The 22,354-nt window shown below is 69.6% G+C and carries 22 protein-coding genes; 15 read left to right on the top strand and 7 right to left on the bottom strand.

Going from position 1 to position 22,354, the window contains the following annotated elements:
• Nucleotides 1-91: 91 nt before the first annotated feature.
• Nucleotides 92-883, top strand: coding sequence for a Uma2 family endonuclease (locus ML01_RS13210; protein ID WP_058555868.1), 792 nt, complete (start codon nt 92-94; stop codon nt 881-883).
• Between the two features lie 30 nt (nt 884-913).
• Here the strand turns inward: ML01_RS13210 and ML01_RS13205 are convergent, their stop codons facing one another.
• Together ML01_RS13205 and ML01_RS13200 are read right to left on the bottom strand one after the other, a co-directional pair.
• Entirely contained in the window at nt 914-1,462 is a 549-nt protein-coding gene (locus ML01_RS13205) for a Uma2 family endonuclease (RefSeq protein ID WP_058555867.1), read from the bottom strand.
• Between the two features lie 308 nt (nt 1,463-1,770).
• The gene (locus ML01_RS13200; RefSeq protein ID WP_058555866.1) at nt 1,771-2,319 is read right to left on the bottom strand and encodes a Uma2 family endonuclease; all 549 of its coding nucleotides are present in this window, start codon (nt 2,317-2,319) and stop codon (nt 1,771-1,773) included.
• Between the two features lie 673 nt (nt 2,320-2,992).
• On the opposite strand from ML01_RS13200, the gene ML01_RS30600 reads away from it, so the two are divergent.
• The 6 genes from ML01_RS30600 (at nt 2,993) to ML01_RS13175 (ending at nt 9,629) form a co-directional block, all read left to right on the top strand.
• The gene (locus ML01_RS30600) at nt 2,993-3,511 is read left to right on the top strand and encodes a hypothetical protein (RefSeq protein WP_058555865.1); all 519 of its coding nucleotides are present in this window, start codon (nt 2,993-2,995) and stop codon (nt 3,509-3,511) included.
• Nucleotides 3,409-3,645 (top strand): hypothetical protein, encoded by a 237-nt coding sequence (locus ML01_RS31360; RefSeq protein ID WP_371258215.1) that lies wholly within the window; start codon nt 3,409-3,411, stop codon nt 3,643-3,645. Before ML01_RS30600 ends, ML01_RS31360 begins: the two co-directional genes overlap by 103 nt.
• Nucleotides 3,646-4,149: 504 nt before the next feature.
• Nucleotides 4,150-5,631, top strand: coding sequence for an ImmA/IrrE family metallo-endopeptidase (locus tag ML01_RS13190; protein WP_082674244.1), 1,482 nt, complete (start codon nt 4,150-4,152; stop codon nt 5,629-5,631).
• Between the two features lie 637 nt (nt 5,632-6,268).
• Nucleotides 6,269-7,522: a PEGA domain-containing protein gene (locus ML01_RS31195; protein WP_058555863.1), complete on the top strand. Its 1,254-nt coding sequence runs from the start codon at nt 6,269-6,271 to the stop codon at nt 7,520-7,522.
• 281 nt (nt 7,523-7,803) lie between these two features.
• Complete coding sequence (locus tag ML01_RS13180; RefSeq protein ID WP_058555862.1) at nt 7,804-8,598, top strand: META domain-containing protein; 795 nt, start codon at nt 7,804-7,806, stop codon at nt 8,596-8,598.
• A 17-nt stretch (nt 8,599-8,615) separates the two neighbouring features.
• Nucleotides 8,616-9,629 (top strand): alcohol dehydrogenase catalytic domain-containing protein, encoded by a 1,014-nt coding sequence (locus tag ML01_RS13175; protein ID WP_254045245.1) that lies wholly within the window; start codon nt 8,616-8,618, stop codon nt 9,627-9,629.
• Between the two features lie 145 nt (nt 9,630-9,774).
• On the opposite strand, the gene rimO is transcribed toward ML01_RS13175, so the two are convergent.
• Nucleotides 9,775-11,148 (bottom strand): 30S ribosomal protein S12 methylthiotransferase RimO, encoded by a 1,374-nt coding sequence (gene rimO, locus ML01_RS13170; protein ID WP_058555861.1) that lies wholly within the window; start codon nt 11,146-11,148, stop codon nt 9,775-9,777.
• Between the two features lie 345 nt (nt 11,149-11,493).
• Here rimO and ML01_RS29970 point away from each other — a divergent pair, with 345 nt between their 5' ends.
• From ML01_RS29970 to ML01_RS13140, 7 genes are all read left to right on the top strand, one after another.
• A complete protein-coding gene (locus ML01_RS29970) occupies nt 11,494-11,634 on the top strand; it encodes a hypothetical protein (protein ID WP_173865171.1) in 141 nt (46 codons plus the stop codon).
• A gap of 70 nt (nt 11,635-11,704) precedes the next feature.
• Nucleotides 11,705-12,187 carry a peptidylprolyl isomerase gene (locus ML01_RS13165; RefSeq protein ID WP_058555860.1) on the top strand — a complete coding sequence of 161 codons (483 nt, stop codon included), beginning with the start codon at nt 11,705-11,707 and terminating at the stop codon, nt 12,185-12,187.
• 122 nt (nt 12,188-12,309) lie between these two features.
• Nucleotides 12,310-13,056, top strand: coding sequence for a YciK family oxidoreductase (locus tag ML01_RS13160; protein WP_058555859.1), 747 nt, complete (start codon nt 12,310-12,312; stop codon nt 13,054-13,056).
• 13 nt (nt 13,057-13,069) lie between these two features.
• Nucleotides 13,070-13,690 (top strand): hypothetical protein, encoded by a 621-nt coding sequence (locus ML01_RS13155; RefSeq protein ID WP_058555858.1) that lies wholly within the window; start codon nt 13,070-13,072, stop codon nt 13,688-13,690.
• Between the two features lie 75 nt (nt 13,691-13,765).
• On the top strand, nt 13,766-14,734 hold the full coding sequence (locus ML01_RS13150) for a transketolase (protein ID WP_058555857.1): 969 nt from the start codon (nt 13,766-13,768) through the stop codon (nt 14,732-14,734).
• Nucleotides 14,731-15,741 carry a transketolase family protein gene (locus ML01_RS13145; RefSeq protein WP_058555856.1) on the top strand — a complete coding sequence of 337 codons (1,011 nt, stop codon included), beginning with the start codon at nt 14,731-14,733 and terminating at the stop codon, nt 15,739-15,741. Before ML01_RS13150 ends, ML01_RS13145 begins: the two co-directional genes overlap by 4 nt.
• A gap of 81 nt (nt 15,742-15,822) precedes the next feature.
• Nucleotides 15,823-16,104, top strand: coding sequence for a cupin domain-containing protein (locus ML01_RS13140; RefSeq protein ID WP_058555855.1), 282 nt, complete (start codon nt 15,823-15,825; stop codon nt 16,102-16,104).
• 671 nt (nt 16,105-16,775) lie between these two features.
• On the opposite strand, the gene larE is transcribed toward ML01_RS13140, so the two are convergent.
• Complete coding sequence (larE, locus tag ML01_RS13135; RefSeq protein WP_058555854.1) at nt 16,776-17,567, bottom strand: ATP-dependent sacrificial sulfur transferase LarE; 792 nt, start codon at nt 17,565-17,567, stop codon at nt 16,776-16,778.
• A gap of 332 nt (nt 17,568-17,899) precedes the next feature.
• Here larE and ML01_RS13130 point away from each other — a divergent pair, with 332 nt between their 5' ends.
• Nucleotides 17,900-18,397: a DUF302 domain-containing protein gene (locus ML01_RS13130; RefSeq protein WP_058555853.1), complete on the top strand. Its 498-nt coding sequence runs from the start codon at nt 17,900-17,902 to the stop codon at nt 18,395-18,397.
• A gap of 131 nt (nt 18,398-18,528) precedes the next feature.
• Here ML01_RS13130 and ML01_RS13125 read toward each other — a convergent pair whose 3' ends face one another.
• The 3 genes from ML01_RS13125 to ML01_RS13115 all read right to left on the bottom strand — a co-directional run bounded on the left by ML01_RS13125 (nt 18,529) and on the right by ML01_RS13115 (nt 22,349).
• On the bottom strand, nt 18,529-19,170 hold the full coding sequence (locus ML01_RS13125; protein WP_156427704.1) for a tetratricopeptide repeat protein: 642 nt from the start codon (nt 19,168-19,170) through the stop codon (nt 18,529-18,531).
• A 355-nt stretch (nt 19,171-19,525) separates the two neighbouring features.
• Nucleotides 19,526-21,775: a DNA topoisomerase IV subunit A gene (gene parC / locus ML01_RS13120; RefSeq protein WP_058555851.1), complete on the bottom strand. Its 2,250-nt coding sequence runs from the start codon at nt 21,773-21,775 to the stop codon at nt 19,526-19,528.
• A 58-nt stretch (nt 21,776-21,833) separates the two neighbouring features.
• Nucleotides 21,834-22,349, bottom strand: coding sequence for a phosphatidylglycerophosphatase A (locus ML01_RS13115; protein WP_058555850.1), 516 nt, complete (start codon nt 22,347-22,349; stop codon nt 21,834-21,836).
• Nucleotides 22,350-22,354 lie beyond the last annotated feature (5 nt).

The following is a 22,354-nucleotide window of genomic DNA, read 5'->3' as shown; positions in this document are numbered from 1 at the left end:
GGCCTTCGGCGCCGGCTCGCGCGGTGCTGTCTGCTTTGCTTTCTTCGCCTGTTCAACCGCTTGATGCAGTGGTCCCGGCGACGGAGGCGACATGGACAAGACCATCAAGCGCCAGCCCGGTCCCTTCCGGACGGAGCAACTGCGCTCGGGCGATGCCTATGAGCTCTCGCGCGGGCATCCGATCCTCCGCGAGCCGACCGGTGGCCGCGGTTCCCGTGCCAACCGGGCCGGCGCGCAAGTGCTTGGCACCGACCCGGCGGTGGACGCCGTCGGCGTGGATACCGGCTATGCGCTATCCGCGGACACGCTCCGCGCCCCGGACGTGGCGGTCGGCAACAGACCGGACCGGCCCGGCTGGGTCCAAGGGGCGCCGCCGCTGGCCGTGGAGTACGCCGACACGGGCCAGGATGAACGCGAGCTGCAGCTCAAGATCGCCGAACTGCTCGCGGCCGGCACGCAATGGGTGTGGGTGGTTCGGCTCGGCATGCCGCGGCAGGTGGAGGTGCATGCGCCGGGGCAGCCGCTGCAAGTGCTGCGCGCGGGCGACGAGCTGGCAGCGCCGGGCGTGCTCCGCAATACGATTCCGGTGCAGGCGCTGTACGACGAGGATGCCGCCAATGCGGCAACCCTGCGCAACCTGTTGCAGCGTGCCGGGTACGAGAGCCTGCGCGCCGCGGGGGAGGCCGAGGGCATCGACGAAGGCGTCCTGCGCGGCCTGCGCCAGGCGGTCATCAGCGTCGCCGAGGCCAAAGGGCTCGCGCTGGACCCGCCGCAGCACGAGCGCGTCGAGGCATGCCGCGATCACGCGGAGCTGGAACAATGGCTGCGCGGCGTCGGCACGGCCGCATCGGCCGCCGTCATCGCGGACTTGTTCTCGCGCTGACGGGCTGAGGTCATCAGGCCGAAACCGGCACTACCGGTCGCCGAGCACGACGCCAAGGTCCAGCTCCACCGCCTCGAACGGCGGCACGCGGGCTCGGTCTGCATCCTTCAGCGTCGCGATGACGCGCCAGCCGTCGGCGTCCAGGGCGTGGGCGACGAGGGTTCGGCGCTCGGGCCAGATGAGCCAATAGAAGGGCACGTGGTGGCGACGCAGCAGGAGCGGGATCTGCACGGTGTCCTTCTTCTCGTGCCCCGGCGAGACGATCTCGCAGACCCAGTCCGGCGGCAGCGCGATGGGGCCGTCGGGCAGCCGCGGCAGGCGCTCGCGACGCCAGCCGGCGAGGTCATGGCTCGGGCATTCGTGGGGCTCGTAGGCGACGCTGATGTCGGGAAGTATCCACCAGCCGGCGGGACCAGAACCGCCGGCAAAGGGCCCGAGATCCTGTCTGACCTGCCCCTGCGCCTGGGCGTGGCGCGCGCGCGTCATCGCCCGGCGAACGATCTCCCCGCCGATCAGCTCGACGCGCTCCTCCGGCGACATCAACAGGTCATGCACCGTCTGCAGCTCGACCGCCTCCATGGATCACCTCGCGAAGGGTTGTGGCGGGAATCGGCATGATGGAACAGTGGCCGGCGGTGGCTCAAGCCGTTGGCGTGGCCACGTCGGTTCGGCAGTGCGCGAGACGCCCTGCCCCACTGCGCCGCTCACACTTCGGATACCCCCAAGTGCGTCGCGATCGAGATTGCTATCGGGATCGCTAACGGGATCGCTAGCAAAATCCAAATCGAAATCGACCGAGCCAACCCGATAGCGATAGCGATGAGCACGACTCGTCGGTCTGAGGCGAAGCCGCCCTAGATACGCCCCCAGCGGGGGCCGCCCCGCCGCTACGCGTCGCCGAGCACAACACCCAGGTCCAGCTCCACCGCCTCGAACGGCGGCACGCGGGCTCGGTCTGCATCCTTCAGCGTCGCGATGACGCGCCAGCCGTCGGCGTCCAGGGCGTGGGCGACGAGGGTTCGGCGCTCGGGCCAGATGAGCCAATAGAAGGGCACGTGGTGGCGACGCAGCAGGAGCGGGATCTGCACGGTGTCCTTCTTCTCGTGCCCCGGCGAGACGATCTCGCAGACACAGTCCGGCGGCAGCGCGATGGGGCCGTCGGGCAGCCGCGGCAGGCGCTCGCGACGCCAGCCGGCGAGGTCATGGCTCGGGCATTCGTGGGGCTCGTAGGCGACGCTGATGTCGGGGAGTATCCACCAGCCACCGGGGCCGGCCCCGTCGTCGAACGGGCTGAGGCCGCGGTCGATTCGGCTCTGCGCCTGGGAATGACGCGCCCGCGTCATGGGCCGGCGGACGATCTCCCCGCCGATCAGCTCGACGCGCTCCTCCGGCGACATCAACAGGTCATGCACCGTCTGCAGCTCGACCGCCTCCATGGGTCACCTCGCGAATGGTTGTAACGGGAATCGGCATGATGGAACAGCAGCCGGCGGCGGCTCAAGCCGTTCGCACGGCGTCCGCAGTGCGCGAGCCGCCCTGCCCCACCACGCCGCTCACACCCGCATCTCCAGGCGCCGATGCAGCCAACGCAGAAGCCCCGGCGAGGACGGCGGCCGCGGGGAGGCGCGAAGGTTGCTTTCCAGCAAACCTGCTGAGGAGGCGCCGGCGACGGCATCCGCTGCCCGGACGCCGCGCCGAAACCGTGGTTGGCGCCTCCCACTTGGCCCCCACCCGCGAGAGATGGCCCGGGCAAGCGCACCTGGTGCTTTCCCCGACGCCCGATATCCTATGGCATATGGTGTTGGTGCTGGATACCGATGTCGTTGCCGCCGGGGTCATGAGTGCCACGCGAAAAACAGCGCGAAAAACAGGGACGGACCACGATAGTCGGCGACCCATACAGCACGAAGTCGGGATTTACTGACGCTTTGCGAACCTTCGGCCTTGCCCCGCTGGCGCGGACAAGACTGGTTTCGTTCAGGCTGCATCAGGTTCGCGCGGTGGCGACGGGGTTGGCGGAACGGTCGGACTGCGCCGGCGTCCGCGGACGCGTGCTGGCCGCGCAACGTGACGCGCGACGAATCCATGCCCATGCGTTAGCCTTCGCCCATGTCCGACACCCTCGCCAGTAAGCTCCACCCGCGCCGCTTCCCGAACATGAGTGAGCAGATGGCGGCCGTCGTGGGCTTCGTGCTCGACGAGGCCTTCACCGAGCCCGCGATCGCGGAGCTGCATGTGACGCCGGAGGGCGGCGTGCTGGCGGTGCCGGTGACCGCGGATGGTCGTCGCGGGCAGACGGTGTTCTTCGGCGCCGCCGCGGACCTGCAGGCGAACCTGGCACGGCTCGGCATGGCGGCGGGGCTCGATGCGGCGGAATGGTCAAGCCTTCGTTGCGCTGGTCAGCACGCGCACGGGCTTGGCGCTGGCGGCTGCGGTGCCCTGAATCGGCGCCGCCCGCCCCGCGCGCAGCCGCGAATCGTTGTCTGTTCCGCGGCGGGGTCGCGGCTAAGATCCGCCGGCACCTGGTGGCGCACGATTACGTTGAGGCCGGCATCGGCCTGGCGTCGAACCTGTTCTGCGGCACCGGGCTCGGTGCCGGCGTTTCTGGTGCTGCCCGCCAAGATGTAGGCCGAGACCGCGGGCCGCGTGCTGCTGTGCGACCCCTTCCGCGCCGTTTCGCCGGGACCGCGCTCAGAACCAGTCGGCGCCCGCGCACGTTGCGCGCATCAGGGGCTGATACCACGCCTTTGAGGACGTCGTAGAGCGACTGCCGCGTCACGTTGCCATTGGCCAGGCTGCCGGTCTTATTCGGTCAGGCGGTATGCGACATCCTCTCGCGGTACGGGTTGTTCGAGGTGCGCCGGCGCAGCGGTCAGGTCGTTATGCAGAAATCATCAGGAGGCGCTACGAGCACGGTAGCCGTATTCGCCGCGGCCTCATTGACGCGTGACGCGCGTCACCGCCATCCTGCTTGACGGCGCAGGGATCTCCGCAGCCTCATTTCCCGGGCGACACCGAGCTGCCCGTGCTCGACGGCGCCGCCCAGGTGGCCGCCGTCGGGGCCACGGTGTGGTCGCGATAGTGATAGCGGCTTTGCGCCAACCGCTTGCCAGGGCCGAAGAAATCTGCCTCGTTCCCACCAACCTGCCGACGCGCGCAGATGGACAGACTCGCGGCAATCGGGGCGCGTCCAGGAGAGAACGTCCCCGGCATCCGCAAAGCCGATACGCCGAGCAACCCGGGAGATCGATGGCCCAGCCGCAACAATGGCTCAGAATGCGTTTTTGAACGACCCATTGATCTTCGGTGAGCCCGGCGCGCTGCGCTGTGTTCTGCGGTGGCGGGATGACTACGGGAGCGCCGGCCCGGTGGGGCGCACTTGGGGCGATCTTCAGCTCTGGGTGGACGACACCCTGGTTTGGGGCAGCCCGTTCGCCGCGGGAGGCCAGCCGCGGGGTTTGCGTTGGAGCTGGATCGACTTCGCGGAATTCCTCGCGGTCGCCTGGCCCTACTTGGAGGAAGAAGAGACCTATCCGATCGCCTTCGCGTCGCAGCTCGACATGCCCCGACACCCGGGCGAGCTGCGCGGACGCGCCGCGCTGCGACGGCGGGGCTTGACGCAGCCGCAGGCGGAAGCGGAAGAGGCATTGCTGGATGACTTCCTGCTCGTCCACGACCTTGGCGAATCGCTCAAGGGCGCCTTCCCACCAAGCCTGCTCCTGCTGCGGGAGGGATTGCGGATGCGCGTCGCCACGGTCGCGCGCGAATGGCGGCTCGACTTCGCCCGGACCATGGACACGCTGCAGGCCCTGGCCGAGGCAGTCCTGGCGCGCATCGAGACCCTCGGCGATGCCCGCTCGACCTTGGCCCGGGGTCGTTGGCACGCGCGCGGCGACTTGGCTGCGTTGCCGCGGTTGGAGGCCGCCACCGGCCTCAGCGCCGAGGTCCTCGAACAGGTCTGGCCCCGACCCTTCACCGTCGCCGATCCGCTGCCCTACCCCCTCAAGGCCGCCGCGCGAATGATCGGCGGCGCGCTGGAGCCCGCCGCCTTGAGGACACTCCTGGCGGACATCGAGGCCATTCCGCGCGGCCCCGATCCGGCGGCGCTGGATGAGCCTCGCGGGCTCGCTGCCGAGGCCCTGCGCGACCACCAGGACGATACGCCATTCCTGCAAGGCTACCGCCTGGCGCAGCGGCTGCGGGACTACCTCGACCAAGCCGACGGTCGACTCGATCCGGAGGCGTTGCTGCGGGGGTGGGGGATCGACCTGACGGATCGTGACCTGGGCAGCGAGCGGCTCGATGCCATCGCCGTCTGGGGACAGGGCCAGCGGCCGACCGTGATGGTCAACCGCACCGGGCTGCGCGCGCGCCTGCCCACCGGCCGGCGCACCACCTGCGCGCACGAGCTCTGCCACCTGCTGGTGGACACCGACGACGCGCTGCCGGCGGTGGAGGTGCTCGGCGGTCGCGTGCCGCAACCGGTGGAGCAGCGCGCCAACGCCTTCGCGGCGGAGCTGCTGCTGCCCCTGGCCGCGGCCGGTCGGGCCGTCGAGACCGAGCTGGCCCACGTCCATACCCCGGATGCCCGGCGGCAGGCCATCGAGCATGTGCTCGAAGGCCTCCATCGGCACTATGGCGTCAGCTTCGAGACCGCGGCCTGGCAGGTGAAGAATTCAGGCCGGCTTGCGCAGGCGGACGAGGACGCGCTGCAGCCCTACTTGAAGTCCCTCTGGGCGCCGTTCTGACTGATCGCCATCGGCGCCGGCCGGTGGCGCGAACGCCGCCCCGAGCAGCGCTCCGCCGCGGCAGCGCCTGCTAGACGCCGAGCGCTTCGGCGACCGCCTTGCGCCACCGCCCGATTCGACAAATAGCCTGGAATGGCATGGGCGTCGTCGCCCGGGTTCTCGAAATCGCAGATGTTCTCGATGGCGGCGGAGACGCGCGGTGCGCCCGGATCGCGGTTCAGTCTTGTCCGACACCCTCTCCAGCAAGCTCCACCCGCGCCGCTTCCCGAACATGAGTGAGCAGATGGCGGCCGTGGGCTTCCTACGAGGAGACCATTTGGATGGTCCGTGAAGCGGACCCGACGGCGGTGCGCCGCGCGCGGAATACGGAAACGCCGGATATCGCTTTGGGGGCAGTTTCGTGCATAACTCCGAAGCGTGTCCGCTGGGCTGTGAATCGGGTCCATAGGTCGGCGCGGTGGGGCCTGTCGGTTTCGCGGCAGGGGCGCGGTCTATGCTTGATGCTGGTGTTTTTGGCTGGCGCTTGCGCGTTGCATCCCCGAGGGGCTGCCGAGGCGCGCTGGGTCCGGCTTGATTGCGGCATTTCCGGTGGTCGTTGCGCGGCTTTGGGTCTGGTCAATTGCGGGATGATGCGGCGATGTGGCGATTCCTTCATTTCGGTTGGGCGCTCCTGCTGGTGCTGTTGCTGGTGACGGCCGCGGGCGGCGCGACGGCGTCTGAGGTATCGACGCTTGAGGCGCGCATCGACGCGCAGTCGGCGGCGGTTAAAGACGCGCAGGCGGCGCTGGCCGCGGCGGAGCAGGCGGCGGCGGGCCGCAAGGAGGCGCTGGCGGCCCTGGTGGCGACGGAGGGGTCGCTGGCGGAGCGTCGCGCCGCCGCACTCGCGGCGCTGAAGGCGCAGTTCGAGGCGGTGGTGGCGGAGCCTTCGACGCCGCTGGAGGCGGAGCTGAAGGCGTATCGGGACGCGGCGGCGGCGGAGGCGCGCCAGCGTGCCGAGCTGGCGGCCGGGGAGGCGGCGCTGGCCGCGGCGCAGGCGCAGGTGGCGGACCTGCGCGCCGAGGCCGCGACGGCGGCCGAGGCGGTGGCGCAGTTACGCTCCGGGCTGGACCGGGCACGCGCACAGCGGCTGCTGCGGGAGATCGGCAGCGTTGGCAGGATTGAAGTCCGCAATACCGTGAGCTGCGCGCCGGAGGAGACCATTGCGGGTTGCATCGCGCGCGCGGAGGACGCGGCGCGGCAACTGGCACGGCAGCGTTATGCGGAGCAGCTCTTCGCCGACGTCACCGATGCGCAGACGGTGGCGAAGCACCGCGTCACCGCCGGTGTGGAGCCGAGGCTGGTGGAGAGCGCCGTCACCGACAGCGGCTTTCGTGGCCAGGGGGACTACGTTGTGGCCCTGGACGCGCGCCTGCGCGCGGAGGCGACCCTGGCCGATGCCTGTGCGCTGCTCGGTCTGAGCGACGCGGCCTGCATGGGCAAGCTGCCGACGTCGGCAGGGGCGGTGGCGGCGGCGGTGCCGGCGTCGGCCGCCGCGTTGCCGCCGACACCGGCAACGGCGCCGCCGGAGCCGCCGGAGCGGGAGCCAGAGCCGGAGCCGGAGCCGGAACCGATCACGGCGGATGCCGAGGCGCCATCCGAGCCCGCCCCGGCGCCCGTGGCGGCGGCCGCCGACGCCGAGCGCTTCCGGCTCACCGTGCGCTCTAACGTCTACTATGACGAGGTCTATATCGACGGCGTGCCCTACGGCTCCACCAAGCTCGACGTGATGCTGCCGCGGGGGGCGTATGACGTGGAGGTCCGCAAGCCCGGCCATAGCCCCTTTCGGCAGCGCATCGAGCTGACCGGAAGCCGCACGCTGAGGGCGCAACTGGCGGAGCTGGGCGAGCCGTGAACACCCGGTCGGCGCCGCGCCGCGCCAGCCATGGGACCGGCCGCCGCCTCGAACGGGGCCACAGGCTTGGCTGGTCGCTGCTGCTGACGGCGGCCTGTCTGGCGTGGCCGGCGCGCGCTACGTTGCCGGGGCCTGCTGCACCGGCGGGGGAGCCGGGGGCATCGGCGGCTGCGGAGCCGGCGCCGACCGCGGCGGCGGGTCGCTCCCGGGATGGCACGACGCGGGACGAGCCACTCCCGGCGACGACCGACCCGCCGCCATCCGATGCCAGGCGGCACGCATTGGAGGACGGCGTCTGGCAGCTCGACAGCTATCGGACGCCGCTCGGGCTCAAGTCGGCCATCAGCGGCGACGGCAGCGGCTATGTGGCCTTCGAGCAGGGCGGCTTTCGCATCAACGCCGGTTGTGACACGCTGCGCGGGAACTACTGGCTGGAGGAGCAGCGCTTGTTGTTCTCGCCACACATTGCCTCGACGCTCGGCGACTGCCCGGCGACACTGCGCGCGCAGGAGCAGGCCGTGCTGGCGCTGCTGCCCACCATTGCGCAACTGCGCGAGGACGCGGACGGCATGACGCTGCTCGACGCCGAGGGCCGTGCGGCGCTGACGCTGAAGGCGCCGGAAAAGGCGCCGTTGCAGCGCAGGTTTTGGCGGCTCTTGGCCTATCGCAACAGCGACAACGTGGTGGTGACCGCGCTGCCGACGCCGCACTTCACGCTGCGCTTCGAGGATGCCGTGCGCCTGAGCGGCGAGGCCTGCGACGAGTATCGCGGCGCCTTCGTGCGGGACGCGCGCTTCTTGCGGCTGGAAGGGCCACTCACCGGCACCAAGCTCGGCTGCCCCGACGCGCCGGACGCCTCGCGCCAGGCGGAGGACTACCTGCGCGCGCTGCGGAGGGTGGACAGTTATCGCGTGGATGCGGAGTCCCTGCTGCTGCGAGATGTGGATGGGCGCATGCTCGCACGCTTTGCCGCGCTGGAGCCGCAGCCGCCCGTGCAGGCACCCACGCCGAGCGTGGCCGACAGCGCGGCGCGCGAGCGCCCTGCCCCGCTGCCGGCCCCGAGTCCGCCACGGTGAGCGCGCCGACGGCAACCATGGGCGCTGACACGAACGGGCCGTCGGGGCCCGGGCCGCACATGCAGGGGCTTTGGCTCGACGATGAGCCGCGGCTGGTCACGGACCTGCCCGTGCCGACCCCGGCCGCGGGCGAGGCCCTGGTGCGCGTGCGGCTGGCGGGCGTCTGCGGCACGGATCTCGCCGTGCTCAAGGGCTATGTGCCCTTCTGCGGTGTCATGGGGCACGAGTTCGTCGGCGAGATTGCGGCGGCAACCGCTGCGCCGGGGCGCGTCGGCGAGCGCGTGGTGGGCGAGATCAACGTGGTCTGCGGCGACTGCGCGGCCTGCCGTGCCGGGCGCAGCAGCCACTGCGAGCGGCGGGAGGTGGTCGGGCTGCGCGGGCGCAACGGCGTATTCGCCGAGTACGTGACGCTGCCGCTGGCCAATCTGCACCGGGTGCCGAATGCGGTGCCGGACGAGGCGGCCGTGTTCACGGAGCCCCTGGCGGCGGCGTTGCAGATCCTTCGGCAGGTGCCGGTGGGCCCGGATCAGCGCGTGCTGGTGGTGGGGGCCGGGCGGCTCGGGCAACTCATTGCCCGGGTGCTCCGGCTCACGGGCTGCGAGCTGGCCGTGGTGGCGCGTCGCGAGCCCCAGCGCGCGCTGCTGGCCGCTGCGGATATTCCGTGGCGCAGCGAGGGCGACGTGCCGACGGCGGGCTTTGATATCGTCATCGAGGCGAGCGGCGCGCCGGGCGGCCTGGCGCTGGCCCGCCGCGCGCTGCGCCCGCTCGGCACCCTGGTGCTGAAGAGCACCTACGCGGGCGAGGTGGCCATGGACCTGGCCCGCTGCGTGGTGGACGAGATCACCGTCGTCGGCTCGCGCTGCGGGCCGTTTGCACCGGCGCTGCGGCTCCTGGCCGGAGACCTTGTGGACCCGACCCCGCTGATTGACGATCGCTTTGCGCTGGCCGACGCCGAGGCGGCGCTGCGCCGCGCCGCCGAGCCCGGCGTGCTCAAGGTGCTGATCGACTGTGGCGATTTTCATCGCGGCTGAAGCGCGATCGATGCAGGGCCGTGGGAGCGGCTTTAGCCGCGACGGGGCAGCTCCGACATGGCTCGTTCCGGTCGCGGCTGAAGCCGCTCCCACGAAGAGTCGCGGCTAAAGCCGCTCCCACGGAGCGCCGTGGGTGCGCCGGCGGTCAATCGCAGACGGGCTCGCCGATCAGGTCGTGCTCCAGGCTGTCGGTGATGTCTACCTCGATGAAGTCGCCGGGTGACAGGTCCCAGGCGCCGTCGATGAGGACGCTGCCGTCGATCTCCGGGGCGTCGGCGTGGCTGCGGGCGATGATCTGGTCGTCCAGCACCTCGTCCACCAGCACCGTCAGGCGCTGGCCGACGCGAGCGGCGAGCTTGGCGCGGCTGATGTCGGCCTGGACGGCCATGAAGCGCTCCAGTCGCTCCTGTTTCACGGGCTCGGGCACCGGGTCGGGCAAGTCGTTGGCGGCGGCGCCGGCGACGGGCGAATAGGCGAAGCAGCCGACGCGGTCGAGCTGGGCCTCTTCCAGAAAGTCCAACAGCGACTCGAAGTCGTCTTCGGTCTCGCCCGGAAAACCGACGATGAAGGTGCTGCGCAGCACCAGCTCCGGGCAGATGCGCCGCCAGTCGGCGAGCCGCTCCAGCACCTTCTCGGCCGCCGCGGGGCGGCGCATGGCCTTGAGCACGCCGGGGCTCCCGTGCTGCAGCGGCATGTCGAGGTACGGCAGGATGAGCCCGTCCGCCATCAGCGGCACCAGCCGGTCCACGTGCGGATAAGGGTAAACGTAGTGGAGCCGCACCCAGGCGGTCAGCTCGCCCAGGCTGCGGGCCAGGGTCTCGATGTCGGAGCGCAGCGGGCGCCCCTGCCAGAAGTCGGTGCGGTACTTGATGTCGAGCCCGTAGGCGCTCGTGTCCTGCGAGATGATCAGCAGCTCGCGCACGCCGCCGTCCACCAGTCGCGCGGCCTCGGCCATGACGGCGCCGATGGGGCGGCTGACCAGATCCCCGCGCAGGCTCGGGATGATGCAGAAGCTGCAACGATGGTTGCAGCCCTCGGAGATCTTCACATAGGCATAGTGCGCCGGGGTCAGCTTGACGCCGGTCTCCGGCAGCAGGCTGGTAAACGGGTGCGCGGGGTCCGAGACAGGCCGTGGCAGGTGCGTGTGCACGGCGGCCATGACCTCATCGTAGGCATGCGGGCCGGTGACCGCGAGCACGCGCGGATGGGTCGTGTGGATCAGCTCGGCGCGCGCGCCAAGGCAGCCGGTGACGATGACGCGCCCGTGCTGATCGAGCGCCTCGCCGATGGCGGCGAGGGACTCATCCACCGCGGCGTCGATGAAGCCGCAGGTGTTGACGACGACCAGATCGGCGCCGTCGTAGCTCGGCGCGATGCCGTAGCCCTCGGCCCGGAGCTGGGTCAGGATGCGCTCGGAGTCGACGGTGGCCTTCGGGCAGCCGAGGCTGACGAAGCCCACCTGCGGCGCGTCGGTGCCGGCGCCGGGCGGCGGGAGGCGGGTCTCGGTTGGCTTGGACATGGTGATGTCTGCTGTGCGTTGGAATCGGCCGCCTGCCTTGGAGGCACTCGGACGCGGGTGCTGTTGATGGAAGCCGCAGCGGCGGAAAGCAACTGCAACAACGCGCTCGGGGAGCATATGGACGTACCCATCCTCGGCCGCCCTCCTCGGCCCTCCTCCTCGGCCCTCGCCCCTCGGCCCTCGCCCCTCGGCCCTCGGCCCTCGGCCCTCACCCCTCCAGAATGATTCCTTGCTTTGCGCAGGTCAGCAGGCGAAACTTAGCGCCGTTATAGGTAATTTCCATAAGCTGCCGCACAATCACGGCATCAGCAACCGGATTGTGTCCATACCCGGAGGAGCGGCGCCATGAAATCCTGCAAGCTTTGTCGTCTGAGTCGTGTCTGCAATGACCTGCCCGGCGTCTGCATCCTGATGCCGTACCTGGCCGTTGCGGTGGTGGCAGTGACCGTCGGCTATCTGTTCGTCACGCAAGAGTTGCTGGTCTGAGTACCTGCCACAACCGGGGCACGGCGCCTGCGATGCCGCCATCCCAGCCGGAGGCCGTTGCCGGGTGACCATGCCGGACCTGCCCGAAGACCCGCAGCAGCCCGCCGCAGCCGCCCCCGACGGACCCGCGCGCATCGAGCACGGCTCACGCGTGACGCTGCACCTGGCCCTGACCCTGGACGACGGCACCGAGGTGCTGTCCACCGTCGGCGCCGATCCGCTCAGCTTCACCATCGGCGACGGCACCCTCGCGCCCGGGTTGGAGCCGCTGTTGCTGGGGCTGACCGTCGGCACCGACACCTGGCTGCTCGCCGAAGGGGAGGCCGTCTTCGGCGCGCATGATCCCGGCCTGGTGCACGAGCTGCCGCGGAGCGATCTGCCGGCGGACTTTGCCCCCGAGCCCGGACAGGTCATCGGCTTCAGCACGCCGGGCGGGCAGGAAACGCCGGGCACGGTGCTCGCGGCGGCGGCCGACACCGTGCGCGTCGACTTCAACCACCCCCTGGCGCGGCGCTGGCTCAAGCTCAGGGTGCAGGTGCTCGGCATCGGCTGAGCGCGTCAACTGAGCGCGTCGAGAACGCCCCGGCGCGTCGGGCCATTGCGCTTTTCCCTGGGGCAAGCCGTTGCCGAAGTGCTAGCCTTGCGTGCTCGCGCTCACGACCCCACGACGCCGCCATGCAGGACTACCAGCCCAGCCCGGATCTGCTCCGGGACCGGATCATTCTCGTCACCGGCGCCGTGGAGGGCATCGGCCGCGCGCTGGCCCGCGCCGCCGCCCGGCATGGCGCCACCGTGGTGCTCTGTGCCCAGCATGAGGCGCAGTTGGAGCAGGTCTACGACGAGATCGAAGCGGACGGCAGCCCCGAGCCCGCGAGCCTGCCGCTGGATCTGGAGCACGCGGACGAGCAGCTCTTTCTCGGCGTCGCCACCACCTTGGGGGACGAATTCGGCCGCCTGGACGGCCTGGTGCATTGCGCCACCTATGTGCCCTTCCTGAGCCGCGTAGACGATTACGACGCGAAGGAGTGGGAGCGCGTGCTGCGCATCAATCTCACGTCGCCCTTCCTGCTGACCCAGGCGTGCCTGCCGCTGCTGCGGGCCGCCGATGACGCGTCCGTGGTGTTCACGTCCGACCGCGTCGGGCGCCGCGGGCTCGCCTACTGGGGGGGCTTTGCCGCGGCCAAGTTCGGCACCGAGGGGTTGATGCAGGTGCTGGCCGAGGAACTGCGCGGCGGCACCCGCGTACGCGTCAACAGCGTTGACCCGGGGGCGCTGCGCACCGCCCAGCGCCGGCAGCTCTACCCCGGCGAGGACCCGAACACCGTGCCGCCGCCGGACATCGCGGTGCCCACCTACCTGTGGCTGCTCGGCCGCGACAGCGCCGGCACTACTGGGCAGGCGCTCTCGGCGCAGGCCGACTGACGGGCCGGTCGGCATGCGCACCCACCGGCTCCTGTACGGGGCGCTGTGGCTCGGCCTCGTCGGCTACTGGCTGCTGTCGCCGCCGCCACCACAGGATTTGCTCGGCGAGCTGACGGCCCTGGCCCTGGCGGACACGAGTCGCGTCGACCCCATCGCCATCGCGATTTTCAACCTGCTCGGCGTGCTGCCCACGGCGTTCCTGGCGATTGTGCTGTTCGACACGGGCCGCCCGCGCGCCTGGCCATTCGCCATCGGCGGCTATTTTCTCGGTGGGATCATGCTACTGCCCTATCTGGTGCTGCGGGACGCGCGCGCGCCGCTCGACGCCTCACCGGGGCACTTCGTGCGGGCCATCGGCTCGCGCGTGGCGGGCTGGACGCTGCTCGCCATTACGCTGGCCCTGGTCGGCTTTGCGCTGGTCGCGGGCAGCCCGCAGGCCTTCGCGGCGCAGCTCGCAAGCTCCCAGTTCATCGCCGTGATGTCAGCGGACCTGGTTGCGCTGAGCGCGGCGCTGCACCTGGCCGCCGCAACGGACCGCCGCCGCCGGGGATTGCCGCCGGCGCCCGCTTGGCAGCAGTTGCCGCTCGTCGGGCCGCTCCTGTACCTGGCCAGCCGCGGCAGCCTGCCCCGCTGAGGCGGGCCGCGGGCGGGGCCGCGCGGCTACAATCCGCCCCATCGACACCTTCAACCGCCACCGCGGAACCGACTGATGAACCAAGCCGTTGCCACATCCATGCCCGTCGCCCCAGGCCGCGACGCCGCCGCGGAGGTCGCCCGCGTGGCCGACGCCGTGCGCCGGCGCGTGCTCGCCTACACGCTGAAGAACAACGGCGGCTACCTGAGCCAGGCCTGCTCGTCGGCGGAGACGCTGGCAACGCTGTATCTGCGGGTGATGCGCTTGGGCGAGAGCACCGCCCCGCTGGTGCCGCGGCCCTTCGCCGGCGTGCCGGGGCCGAACAACCCGCACGCCTTTACCGGTGCCGACTACAACGGCCCGCGGGCGCCGGACCTGGACCGCTTCATCTTCTCGCCGGTGCACTACGCGCTGGTGCTGTATTCGGTGCTGATTGCGCTCGGCCGGCTCGGGCCGAACGGCCTCGATGCCTTCAACCAGGACGGCAGCACCGTCGAGCTCATCGGCGCCGAGCACTCGCCTGGGCACGAGGTGACGGCGGGCTCCCTCGCGCAGGCGCTGAGCCAGGCCGGCGGCATCGCGCTGGCGCGCAAGCTCAAGGGCGAGACCGGCCGCGTCTGGGTGTTCATGTCCGACGGCGAGTTTCAGGAAGGCCAGACTTGGGAGGCCGTCGCGGCGCTGGCGCACCATCGCATCGGCAATCTCGGCGTCTACATCGATGCCAATGCGCAGCAGTGCGACGGCGCGATGACCGACGTGATGACCATCGAGCCGCTGGCGGCGCGGCTGCGGGCCTTCGGCGCCGACGTGCACGAGGTGGACGGGCACGACAGCGATGCGCTGGCGGCGCCTGCGCAGGGCTTCGGCAGCGGCGACCGGCCGCTCGCCGTCATCGCCCGCACGGACCCCTGCCGCGGCATGGAGCTGATGCGCGAGCGCACGCCGAAGCTGCACTATCTGCGCTTTAAGTCGGAGGCCGAGATCCGCGCCTACGAGGCGCAGCTCGCGGCCATGGACGCCGCCGCCGCGGAGGACCGGGCATGATCGAGATCGTCACCCGCCCGCATCGCGAGCACTTCGTGCGCTGGGCCGAGCACCGGCCCGAGGTGCTGGTGCTGTCCGCGGACCTCACGTCCTCCTGCGAGGCGGACGCCTTTCGCGATGCCTACCCGGAGCGGTTCTTCTCGCTCGGCATGGCCGAGCAGAACATGATGGGCTTTGCGGCCGGACTCGCGCGCGAGGGCTTCTTCCCGTACATCCACACCTTTGCGGTGTTCGTGACGCGCCGGCCCTTCGACCAGGTGGCCATGTCCATCGCCTACCCGAACCTGCCGGTGCGCCTCGTGGGCTTCCTGCCCGGCATCACGACGCCCGGCGGCGTCACGCACCAGGCCATCGACGACGTGGGCCTGATGCGGCTCCTGCCCAACATGACGGTGCTGGAGGCGGGCGACGCCACCGAGGCAACCTCCGTGCTCGACGTCGCCCAGGCCATCGACGGGCCGGTGTACATCCGCCAGCTCCGCGGCGAGGTGCCGCGGTTGTTCCCGGCCGATGCGCCGATGCAGCTCGGGCGCGCCCGGCAGCTCGCCGACGGCGCGGATCTGTGCGTGATCTCGTCCGGCATCTGCACCGAGGAGGCCATGCGCGCCACCGCGGCGCTGCGCGCACGCGGGCTCGGCGTCCGGCACCTGCACGTCTCGACGCTGAAGCCCTTCGACGACCCGGCGGTGTTGGCGGCGGTGTCCGACGTGCGGCTCGGCGTCGTCAGCATGGAGAACCACAGCATCATCGGCGGCTTGGGCGCCGCGGTGGCGGAGCTGATGGCGGAGCACGGCGTCGGCCGCCGGCTGGTGCGGCTCGGGCTCAAGGACACCTACGCCCACGGCGCGAGCAAGCCGTATCTGCTGCGCGAGTACGGGCTCGACGCCATGGCCTTGGTGCGCGCGGCAGAGGATCTCGCCGGCGCGCGGCTGGACATCGACGACGCGGGCCTAGCGGCCGTGCGCCTCGGCACGCTGAGCGCGGCGGAGAAGACCGAGGACCTCTGACGCGGACGCCGACCCGGCACGCGAGCGCGCAAGCAGCGGGCGCAGCCTCAGCCGCCCGTTCAACCCTTGGAGACAAGACCCATGTCCGATCTCGATATCCTCTGCGAGCGCAAGCCCTCCCCCGCCAAACTGGAGGTGCTCGGCGTCGAGCACTGGCCCGTCTGGAAGAAAGAGCCGTCGACCTTCCCATGGACCTATGACCAGACCGAGACCTGCTACATCGTCCGCGGCAAGTTCACGGTGACGCCCGACGGCGGCGAGCCGCAGCAATTCGGCCGCGGCGACCTCATCACCTTTCCGGCGGGCCTCTCCTGCACCTGGGAGATCACGGCGGCCGTGGAGAAGCACTACGATTTTGAGTAGGAAGTACGGAGTAGGAAGTACGGAGTAGGAAGTACGGAGTACGGGGAGTAGGAAGTACGGAGAGTACGGCCTTGATCATCACTCCGACCAGCGCGCGGGGGCTGCTACGGAGCGCGGCGGCTGTAGGGCCGAGGGCCGAGGGCCGAGGATGGCTCCCTCGGCCCGCGGCCCTCGGCCCGCGGCCCTCGGCCCTTCCCCCAGGTGTGGTCGTACACTTGACTCATCTGCAAACTCTCAAACTGAGGTATGCCCGACAAGCGGGCTCGAGACCGCGCCGGCGCCGACTGGGAGCGCCGGCTTTCAGCCGGCTTCGCGTGCCGGGGGCTCGATGCCCCCGGCGCGCGATCTGCGGCGCGGGAGCGGGGCGGTTGCCCATGCTGCGCGGCCGGCCGGACGAGCGCGCATGTGCTCTCTGATCGGCCCGAACGCCGCCGACGCGGCATCGAGCCGCGCCGGCGGCGAGCCGGCTGGAAAGCCGGCGATCCCAGCGCAGTAGTGTCCGCTGTGCGAACCGCTTGCGTGCGGCAGGCGATGTGGCCGGCACGATGATCGAGGCCGAGAGTACGAAGTACGGAGTACGGGTGGGACGCGGAGTACGGAGTCCGAACGGAAGTGCAGGCGCGGGTGCCCGTACTCCGTACTCCGTACTCCGTACTCCGTACTTCCCCAGATCAATCACCAGGCTCCGCCATGCTGTCGTGGTGATAGCCGAACAGGTCCACGGTGATATGGCGGAAGCCAAGCTCGCGCAGCGCGGCGCCGATGGCGTCCGCCTGCGCCATCAGGCGCTCGCGCTGACAGGCCGCGACCTCAATGCGGGCCAGGTTGCCGTGGCTTCGCACCCGCACGGACTCGAAGCCAAGGCCCTCAAGGTGGCGCTCGGCCTCTTCGATGCGCTGCAGCTCCCGCATGGACACGGGCTGGTTGTGGCGCAGCCGAGTCAGCAGGCAGGCGTTGCTCGGCTTCTGCCAGGTCGACAGATTCAGCTCGCGAGAGATGGCCCGCACGGCGTCCTTGTCGATGCCGTGGGCGATGAAGGGCGTGCCTACGCCGACCTCGCGCACCGCCCGCAGCGCCGGCCTGCTGCCGTCGGCGTCATTGAGGTTGCTGGCATCGACGAGGCGCGGATAACCGAGCAGCCGCGCATGCTCCGTCAGCAGCTCGTACATGCGGTGCTTACAGTGGTAGCAGCGGTCGTGCGGGTTGTCCTCAATGGCGCTCGGCATGTCCATCTCGACCAGCTCGTGGCGAACGCCGAGCTCTGCCGCCAGCGCGAGGGCATCGCCGATCTCCTGTCGGACCATGTACGGCGTGACCGCTGTGAGCGCGAGCACCCTCTCCGCGCCCACGGCGAGCTGCGCGCAGGCGAGCAGCAGCGTGCTGTCGACGCCGCCTGAGAAGGCAACGGAGATTGCCTCCGCACCGCGCAGCGATTCGACGACGGCTTCATATCTGGGATCCAAACGCCTTCCCCTCCGCGGCCTGTTGTTGCGACCGGCGCGTAGCGCCGTCGCCACGGGCGATGGCCCGGCAGAAGTATAGGCCGACAACGGGCGCATGGGCGTGCGGCACCCACGCACAACGCTGCCGTTTCCCGATACCTTTGCGCCGCATCAGTGCCGGCGATTGGCAGCGGGGCGACAACTCGTCACAATGTCTCGGCGTCGGTTCGTCGCCGACGCCGAAGACATCAGGCTGCGTCAGGCCAGGTCGCCGCACGCAGAACATCAAGAAGCTAGCCGCGCCTCCGACGGGTCACACCCGACGCCGCGGCTGCCAGAGGAGACCGATTCCAATGCGTCATCAAGTTATGCTCACCCTCGTGCTGTTGGCCGCGCTTGTCGGCGTCCCTTTCGCCGCCGGCGCCACCGAGGGCATTTCCATCTCGGACACGGTCTTGAAGATGCCGCTTGCCGAAGACGTGTCGATGGACGATGCGGTGGAATCCATGAAGCTCCGCGCCAACGGGCTCAACTTCAAGCTCGTCGCCCACCTGCCCCTCTACAAAGAGCTTGAGGCGATGGGCGTGGACAGCAACCGCATCGAGATCTTCCAGTTCTGCGACGCGGCCATCGCCAACGAGATGGTCATCTTCAACCCGGACTTCTCGGCCTATCTGCCGTGCCGCATCACGCTCATCGAAGACGCCGATGGCAAGGCCTGGCTCGTGACCCTGGACCTCGGCAAGATCATCCCGAGCGCAAATCTGCCGCCCGAGCTGCTGGAAAAGGCCGAGCTGGTGCGCGACAACATTGAGTCCATCATGGAAGCGGGTGCGAGCGGCGATCTGTAAGCGCGCCGACGCGGCCTTCATCGTCACCGCGGCCACACCGCCGACTGCGTCGTCAGGCCATCCTGGCCTGACGCCATCAAGGCTGGAAGCTTTGACTACGCGGGCCACCTCGCGGGTGCCCGCACATCGCCTCAGTCTGCGGCAGCCGGAACCGCTGTTCGCCCAAGCCGCCGTTTGAGGGAATCCACTTTCATACCTGCCGCTTCCGCACGCGCCGTGGTTTCCGCGGCACGGGTCAGATCACCAAGGTCGAACTGATAGATGGCCAGCCAATAGAGCAGCGGGCCTTTCTTGTTTGCTTTCTCCAACCCTTGCTCCAACAGCGCGATGGCATCGTTGAGCTTGCGTCTTCTTTTCAACTGTTTGGCATATGCCACCCAAATATCCGAGTTGCTCGGATTATCGGCCAGCAGGTCTTGGAACACAGCCTGGGATTCCCCCCATTGTCCATTGCCGGCGAGCGCACGCGCGTAGTCGATGGACATGACCTCCCACAGCGGCGCTCCGGGCCGAGATTTCGACCTGGTATAGTCAATCTCGCCAACCGCCTGTCTATACGCCCACGCGGCGCGGGAGCGATTCTCTGGATCCTCTGCCTTGCTAAGCCACGAAAGCCCAAAACAATAATGATGGACGTGAAGAAAATCCGGTCCTACCCTTTTCTTCCACTGCGGAATCTGCGACTCGGGCACCAACATCGACGCCGCTTCTCGCCGCCACTCGGAGGTGCTGCCGATCTTGCCAGCAAGAAAGCCTCTGATGAAATCACTCATTTTGGCCTTGCAGTAATCCGGCAAGAGAAAGTACTCCTTCGGGGATGGGACCCAACCGAAGGCGAAAACGCTCTGCCAGGTGAAAAGGCAAAGGAGGAACGTCAAGGCCGCTACGCGCAGATGCATACGCTTACCTTTTTGTGACTGGAGCACCATAGACTAGCCTACGTGGACGTGGTTGCGAGTTGTTCCACTGCCAATGCCGCCTCCGGGTGCTACCCGTTGTTCTTGACCCTCACCAACGCGATAGGGCGGCAACCAAGAATGCGATCGCTGCCTCCGCTGTTGTCGTTGCCGTATTCCCAATCGTGCGGCACCCGATGTCTCACAGGATTAGCGGGGCGGGGCCATCCGCTCAGCTCACATTGAGCCCGTCAACCCGCTGAAACCCCCGCGGCAGCAGGTGGCCGCGGCGACCACGCTCACCGACATAGTGCGACAAATCGTCCGGCTTGAGGTTCAAGGTCCTCTTGCCGGACAGCACGGCCAGGCTCGCCCCTGCCGGCACGACAGCGATGCCGGCGACGATCTCCTCGCGGGCCTGCACCTTGGCCGCTGGAATACCGATGATCTTGTTGCCCTTGCCACGCACCAGCTCCGGCAGCTCGGCGAGCGGGAAGGCCAGCAGGTGGCCCGTGCTGGTGGCGACTACAACCAGATCCGCGGTGCTGCCGGGGACCGGCACCGGCCGCAGCACCCGTGCACCGGTCGGCAGCGTGAGCACCGCCTTGCCGGCCCGCGGCTTGGCGATGAGGTCCGCCAGGGTGCAGACGAATCCGTAGCCGGCGTCGGACGCCAGCAGCCAGCGCCCGTCAGGCTCCCCGCCGAGCACGGCGACGAAGCTCGCGCCGGGCGGCGGCTCCAGCCGGCCGGTGAGTGGCTCGCCCTGCCCGCGCGCCGACGGCAGCGTGTGCGCGGGCAGCGAGTAGCTGCGCCCGGTGGAGTCGAGGAACACGGCGGGCTGACTGCTGCGCAGCCGCGCGACATCCAGATAGGCATCACCCGCCTTGTAGCCCAGGCTCAGCGGGTCGATGTCGTGACCCTTGGCCTGGCGCACCCAGCCCTTCTGCGACAGGACCACGGTCACGGGCTCGCTCGGGCTCAGCTCCGTGTCGTTCATCGCCTGGGCGCCGTCGCGCTCCACCAAGGGCGAGCGGCGGTCATCGCCGTAGGTCTCGGCGTCGCGCTCGATCTCCTCGATCATCAGGTCGCGCAGCTTGCCGGCGTCGCCCAGGGTCGCCTGCAGCCCGTCGCGCTCGGCTTCAAGCTCCTCTTGCTCGGCGCGGATCTTGATCTCTTCGAGCCGCGCGAGCTGCCGCAGGCGAGTGTTCAGCACGTACTCGGCCTGCGCGTCCGTGAGCCCGAAGCGGGCCATCAGCACCGGCTTTGGCTCGTCCTCTGTGCGGATGATGCGGATGACTTCATCGATGTTCAGGAAGGCGATGAGCAGGCCTTCCAACAGGTGCAAGCGCTCCAGCACCTTGTCCAGCCGATGCTGCAGGCGCCGGCGCACCGTGGTGGTGCGAAACTCGAGCCACTCCGCCAGAATCTCGCGCAGGTTCATGACGCGCGGGCGGCCGTCCAGCGCGATCACGTTCAGATTGACGCGATAGCTCCGCTCCAGGTCCGTCGTCGCAAACAGGTGCGACATGAGCCGCGGCAGGTCGACGCGGTTGGAGCGCGGCACGATGACGAAGCGGGTCGGGCACTCGTGGTCCGACTCGTCGCGCAGGTCCTCGATCATCGGCAGCTTCTTCGCCTGCATCTGCGCGGCGATCTGCTCCATGATCCGGTTGCCGGACACCTGGTACGGCAGGTCGGTGATGACGATCTCGCCTTGTTCCAGTGTCCAGCGGGCGCGCTGCCTGATGCTGCCCTGGCCGGTCTCGTACATGCGCCGGAGCTCATGCGCGGGCGTGACGATTTCGCCGGCGGTGGGCAGGTCCGGCCCCGGCACGTGCCGCATCAGCTCGGCGATGTCCGCGTCCGGGTGCCGCAGCAGGTGCACGCAGGCGCGGGCGACCTCTCGCAGATTGTGCGCCGGGATGTCCGTCGCCATGCCGACCGCGATGCCGGCGGCGCCGTTCAGGAGCAGGTTCGGCAGCCGCGCCGGCAAGAGCTTGGGCTCCTCCAGCGTGCCGTCGAAGTTCGGCTGCCAGTCCACCGTCCCCTGCGCGACCTCCGCCAGCAGCAGCTCGGCGTAGCGGGCGAGCCGCGCCTCGGTGTAGCGCATGGCCGCAAAGGACTTGGGGTCATCCGCTGAGCCCCAGTTGCCCTGCCCGTCCACCAGCGGGTAGCGATAGCTGAAGGGCTGCGCCATCAGCACCATCGCCTCGTAGCAGGCGGAGTCCCCGTGCGGGTGGAACTTGCCCAGCACGTCGCCGACGGTGCGCGCGGACTTCTTGTGCTTGGACCCGGCCGACAGGCCAAGGTCAGACATGGCATAGAGGATGCGCCGCTGCACCGGCTTGAGGCCATCCTCGACATGCGGCAAGGCGCGGTCGAGGATTACGTACATGGAATAGTCCAGGTACGCGCGCTCGCTGAAGCGGTGCAGCGGCAGGCGCTCCAAGCCCTCCGCGTTGTAGCTCGTCAGGTCGTTCATGCGAGCCCTATCGAGCCGGCGGGCCGGGCGCCGGCGGCATCAGTGGGCGCCGACGGCATCAATGCGCGCCGGCACCACGCAACGAGGCCTCCACCATCATCCACAGCACATGCAGCACGAGCCAGGTGTAGACACCGGCGAGCACGTCGTCGAGCATGATGCCGAGAGCGCCCTTGTAGCGCGCCTCGAAGCCCGCGATGGGCCAGGGCTTGTAGATGTCGAAGAGCCGGAACACCAGGAAGCCGACGATGATCCACATGATGCCCGCGGGGGCCGCGATCATGGCGATCAGAAAGCCCACCACCTCGTCCCAGACGATGGCGGGCGGGTCGTCGTCGCCGAGCTCGCCGGCAACGCCGCCGACGGCCCAGACGCCGAGCCCGAAGAGCCCGGCGACGATCAGGATATAGAGCGACACGGGCAACAGGGACAGCACCAAGTACAGCACGACGCCCACCAGGGTGCCGACGGTACCGGGCGCCTTCGGCGCCAGCCCGGCGCCGAACCCGAAGGCGACGAGATGCTTGGGATCTGAGGTGTTGAAAGACCCGTTGGTCTGAGCAGATGCGTTCATCTGAG

This window comes from Thiohalocapsa sp. ML1 (assembly GCF_001469165.1).
Lineage (GTDB): Bacteria > Pseudomonadota > Gammaproteobacteria > Chromatiales > Chromatiaceae > Thiohalocapsa.
This window is presented reverse-complemented; position numbering and strand designations above follow the sequence as displayed.

Excerpts from the sequence above, each read along its gene's own strand:
- ML01_RS13210 (WP_058555868.1), top strand. The coding sequence starts at position 92 with ATGGACAAGACCATCAAGCGCCAGCCCGGTCCCTTCCGGACGGAGCAA.
- ML01_RS13205 (WP_058555867.1), bottom strand. The coding sequence starts at position 1,462 with ATGGAGGCGGTCGAGCTGCAGACGGTGCATGACCTGTTGATGTCGCCG.
- ML01_RS13200 (WP_058555866.1), bottom strand. The coding sequence starts at position 2,319 with ATGGAGGCGGTCGAGCTGCAGACGGTGCATGACCTGTTGATGTCGCCG.
- ML01_RS30600 (WP_058555865.1), top strand. The coding sequence starts at position 2,993 with ATGTCCGACACCCTCGCCAGTAAGCTCCACCCGCGCCGCTTCCCGAAC.
- ML01_RS13190 (WP_082674244.1), top strand. The coding sequence starts at position 4,150 with ATGGCTCAGAATGCGTTTTTGAACGACCCATTGATCTTCGGTGAGCCC.
- ML01_RS31195 (WP_058555863.1), top strand. The coding sequence starts at position 6,269 with ATGTGGCGATTCCTTCATTTCGGTTGGGCGCTCCTGCTGGTGCTGTTG.
- ML01_RS13175 (WP_254045245.1), top strand. The coding sequence starts at position 8,616 with ATGGGCGCTGACACGAACGGGCCGTCGGGGCCCGGGCCGCACATGCAG.
- rimO (WP_058555861.1), bottom strand. The coding sequence starts at position 11,148 with ATGTCCAAGCCAACCGAGACCCGCCTCCCGCCGCCCGGCGCCGGCACC.
- ML01_RS29970 (WP_173865171.1), top strand. The coding sequence starts at position 11,494 with ATGAAATCCTGCAAGCTTTGTCGTCTGAGTCGTGTCTGCAATGACCTG.
- ML01_RS13165 (WP_058555860.1), top strand. The coding sequence starts at position 11,705 with ATGCCGGACCTGCCCGAAGACCCGCAGCAGCCCGCCGCAGCCGCCCCC.
- ML01_RS13160 (WP_058555859.1), top strand. The coding sequence starts at position 12,310 with ATGCAGGACTACCAGCCCAGCCCGGATCTGCTCCGGGACCGGATCATT.
- ML01_RS13155 (WP_058555858.1), top strand. The coding sequence starts at position 13,070 with ATGCGCACCCACCGGCTCCTGTACGGGGCGCTGTGGCTCGGCCTCGTC.
- ML01_RS13150 (WP_058555857.1), top strand. The coding sequence starts at position 13,766 with ATGAACCAAGCCGTTGCCACATCCATGCCCGTCGCCCCAGGCCGCGAC.
- ML01_RS13145 (WP_058555856.1), top strand. The coding sequence starts at position 14,731 with ATGATCGAGATCGTCACCCGCCCGCATCGCGAGCACTTCGTGCGCTGG.
- ML01_RS13140 (WP_058555855.1), top strand. The coding sequence starts at position 15,823 with ATGTCCGATCTCGATATCCTCTGCGAGCGCAAGCCCTCCCCCGCCAAA.
- ML01_RS13130 (WP_058555853.1), top strand. The coding sequence starts at position 17,900 with ATGCGTCATCAAGTTATGCTCACCCTCGTGCTGTTGGCCGCGCTTGTC.
- ML01_RS13125 (WP_156427704.1), bottom strand. The coding sequence starts at position 19,170 with ATGAGTGATTTCATCAGAGGCTTTCTTGCTGGCAAGATCGGCAGCACC.
- parC (WP_058555851.1), bottom strand. The coding sequence starts at position 21,775 with ATGAACGACCTGACGAGCTACAACGCGGAGGGCTTGGAGCGCCTGCCG.
- ML01_RS13115 (WP_058555850.1), bottom strand. The coding sequence starts at position 22,349 with ATGAACGCATCTGCTCAGACCAACGGGTCTTTCAACACCTCAGATCCC.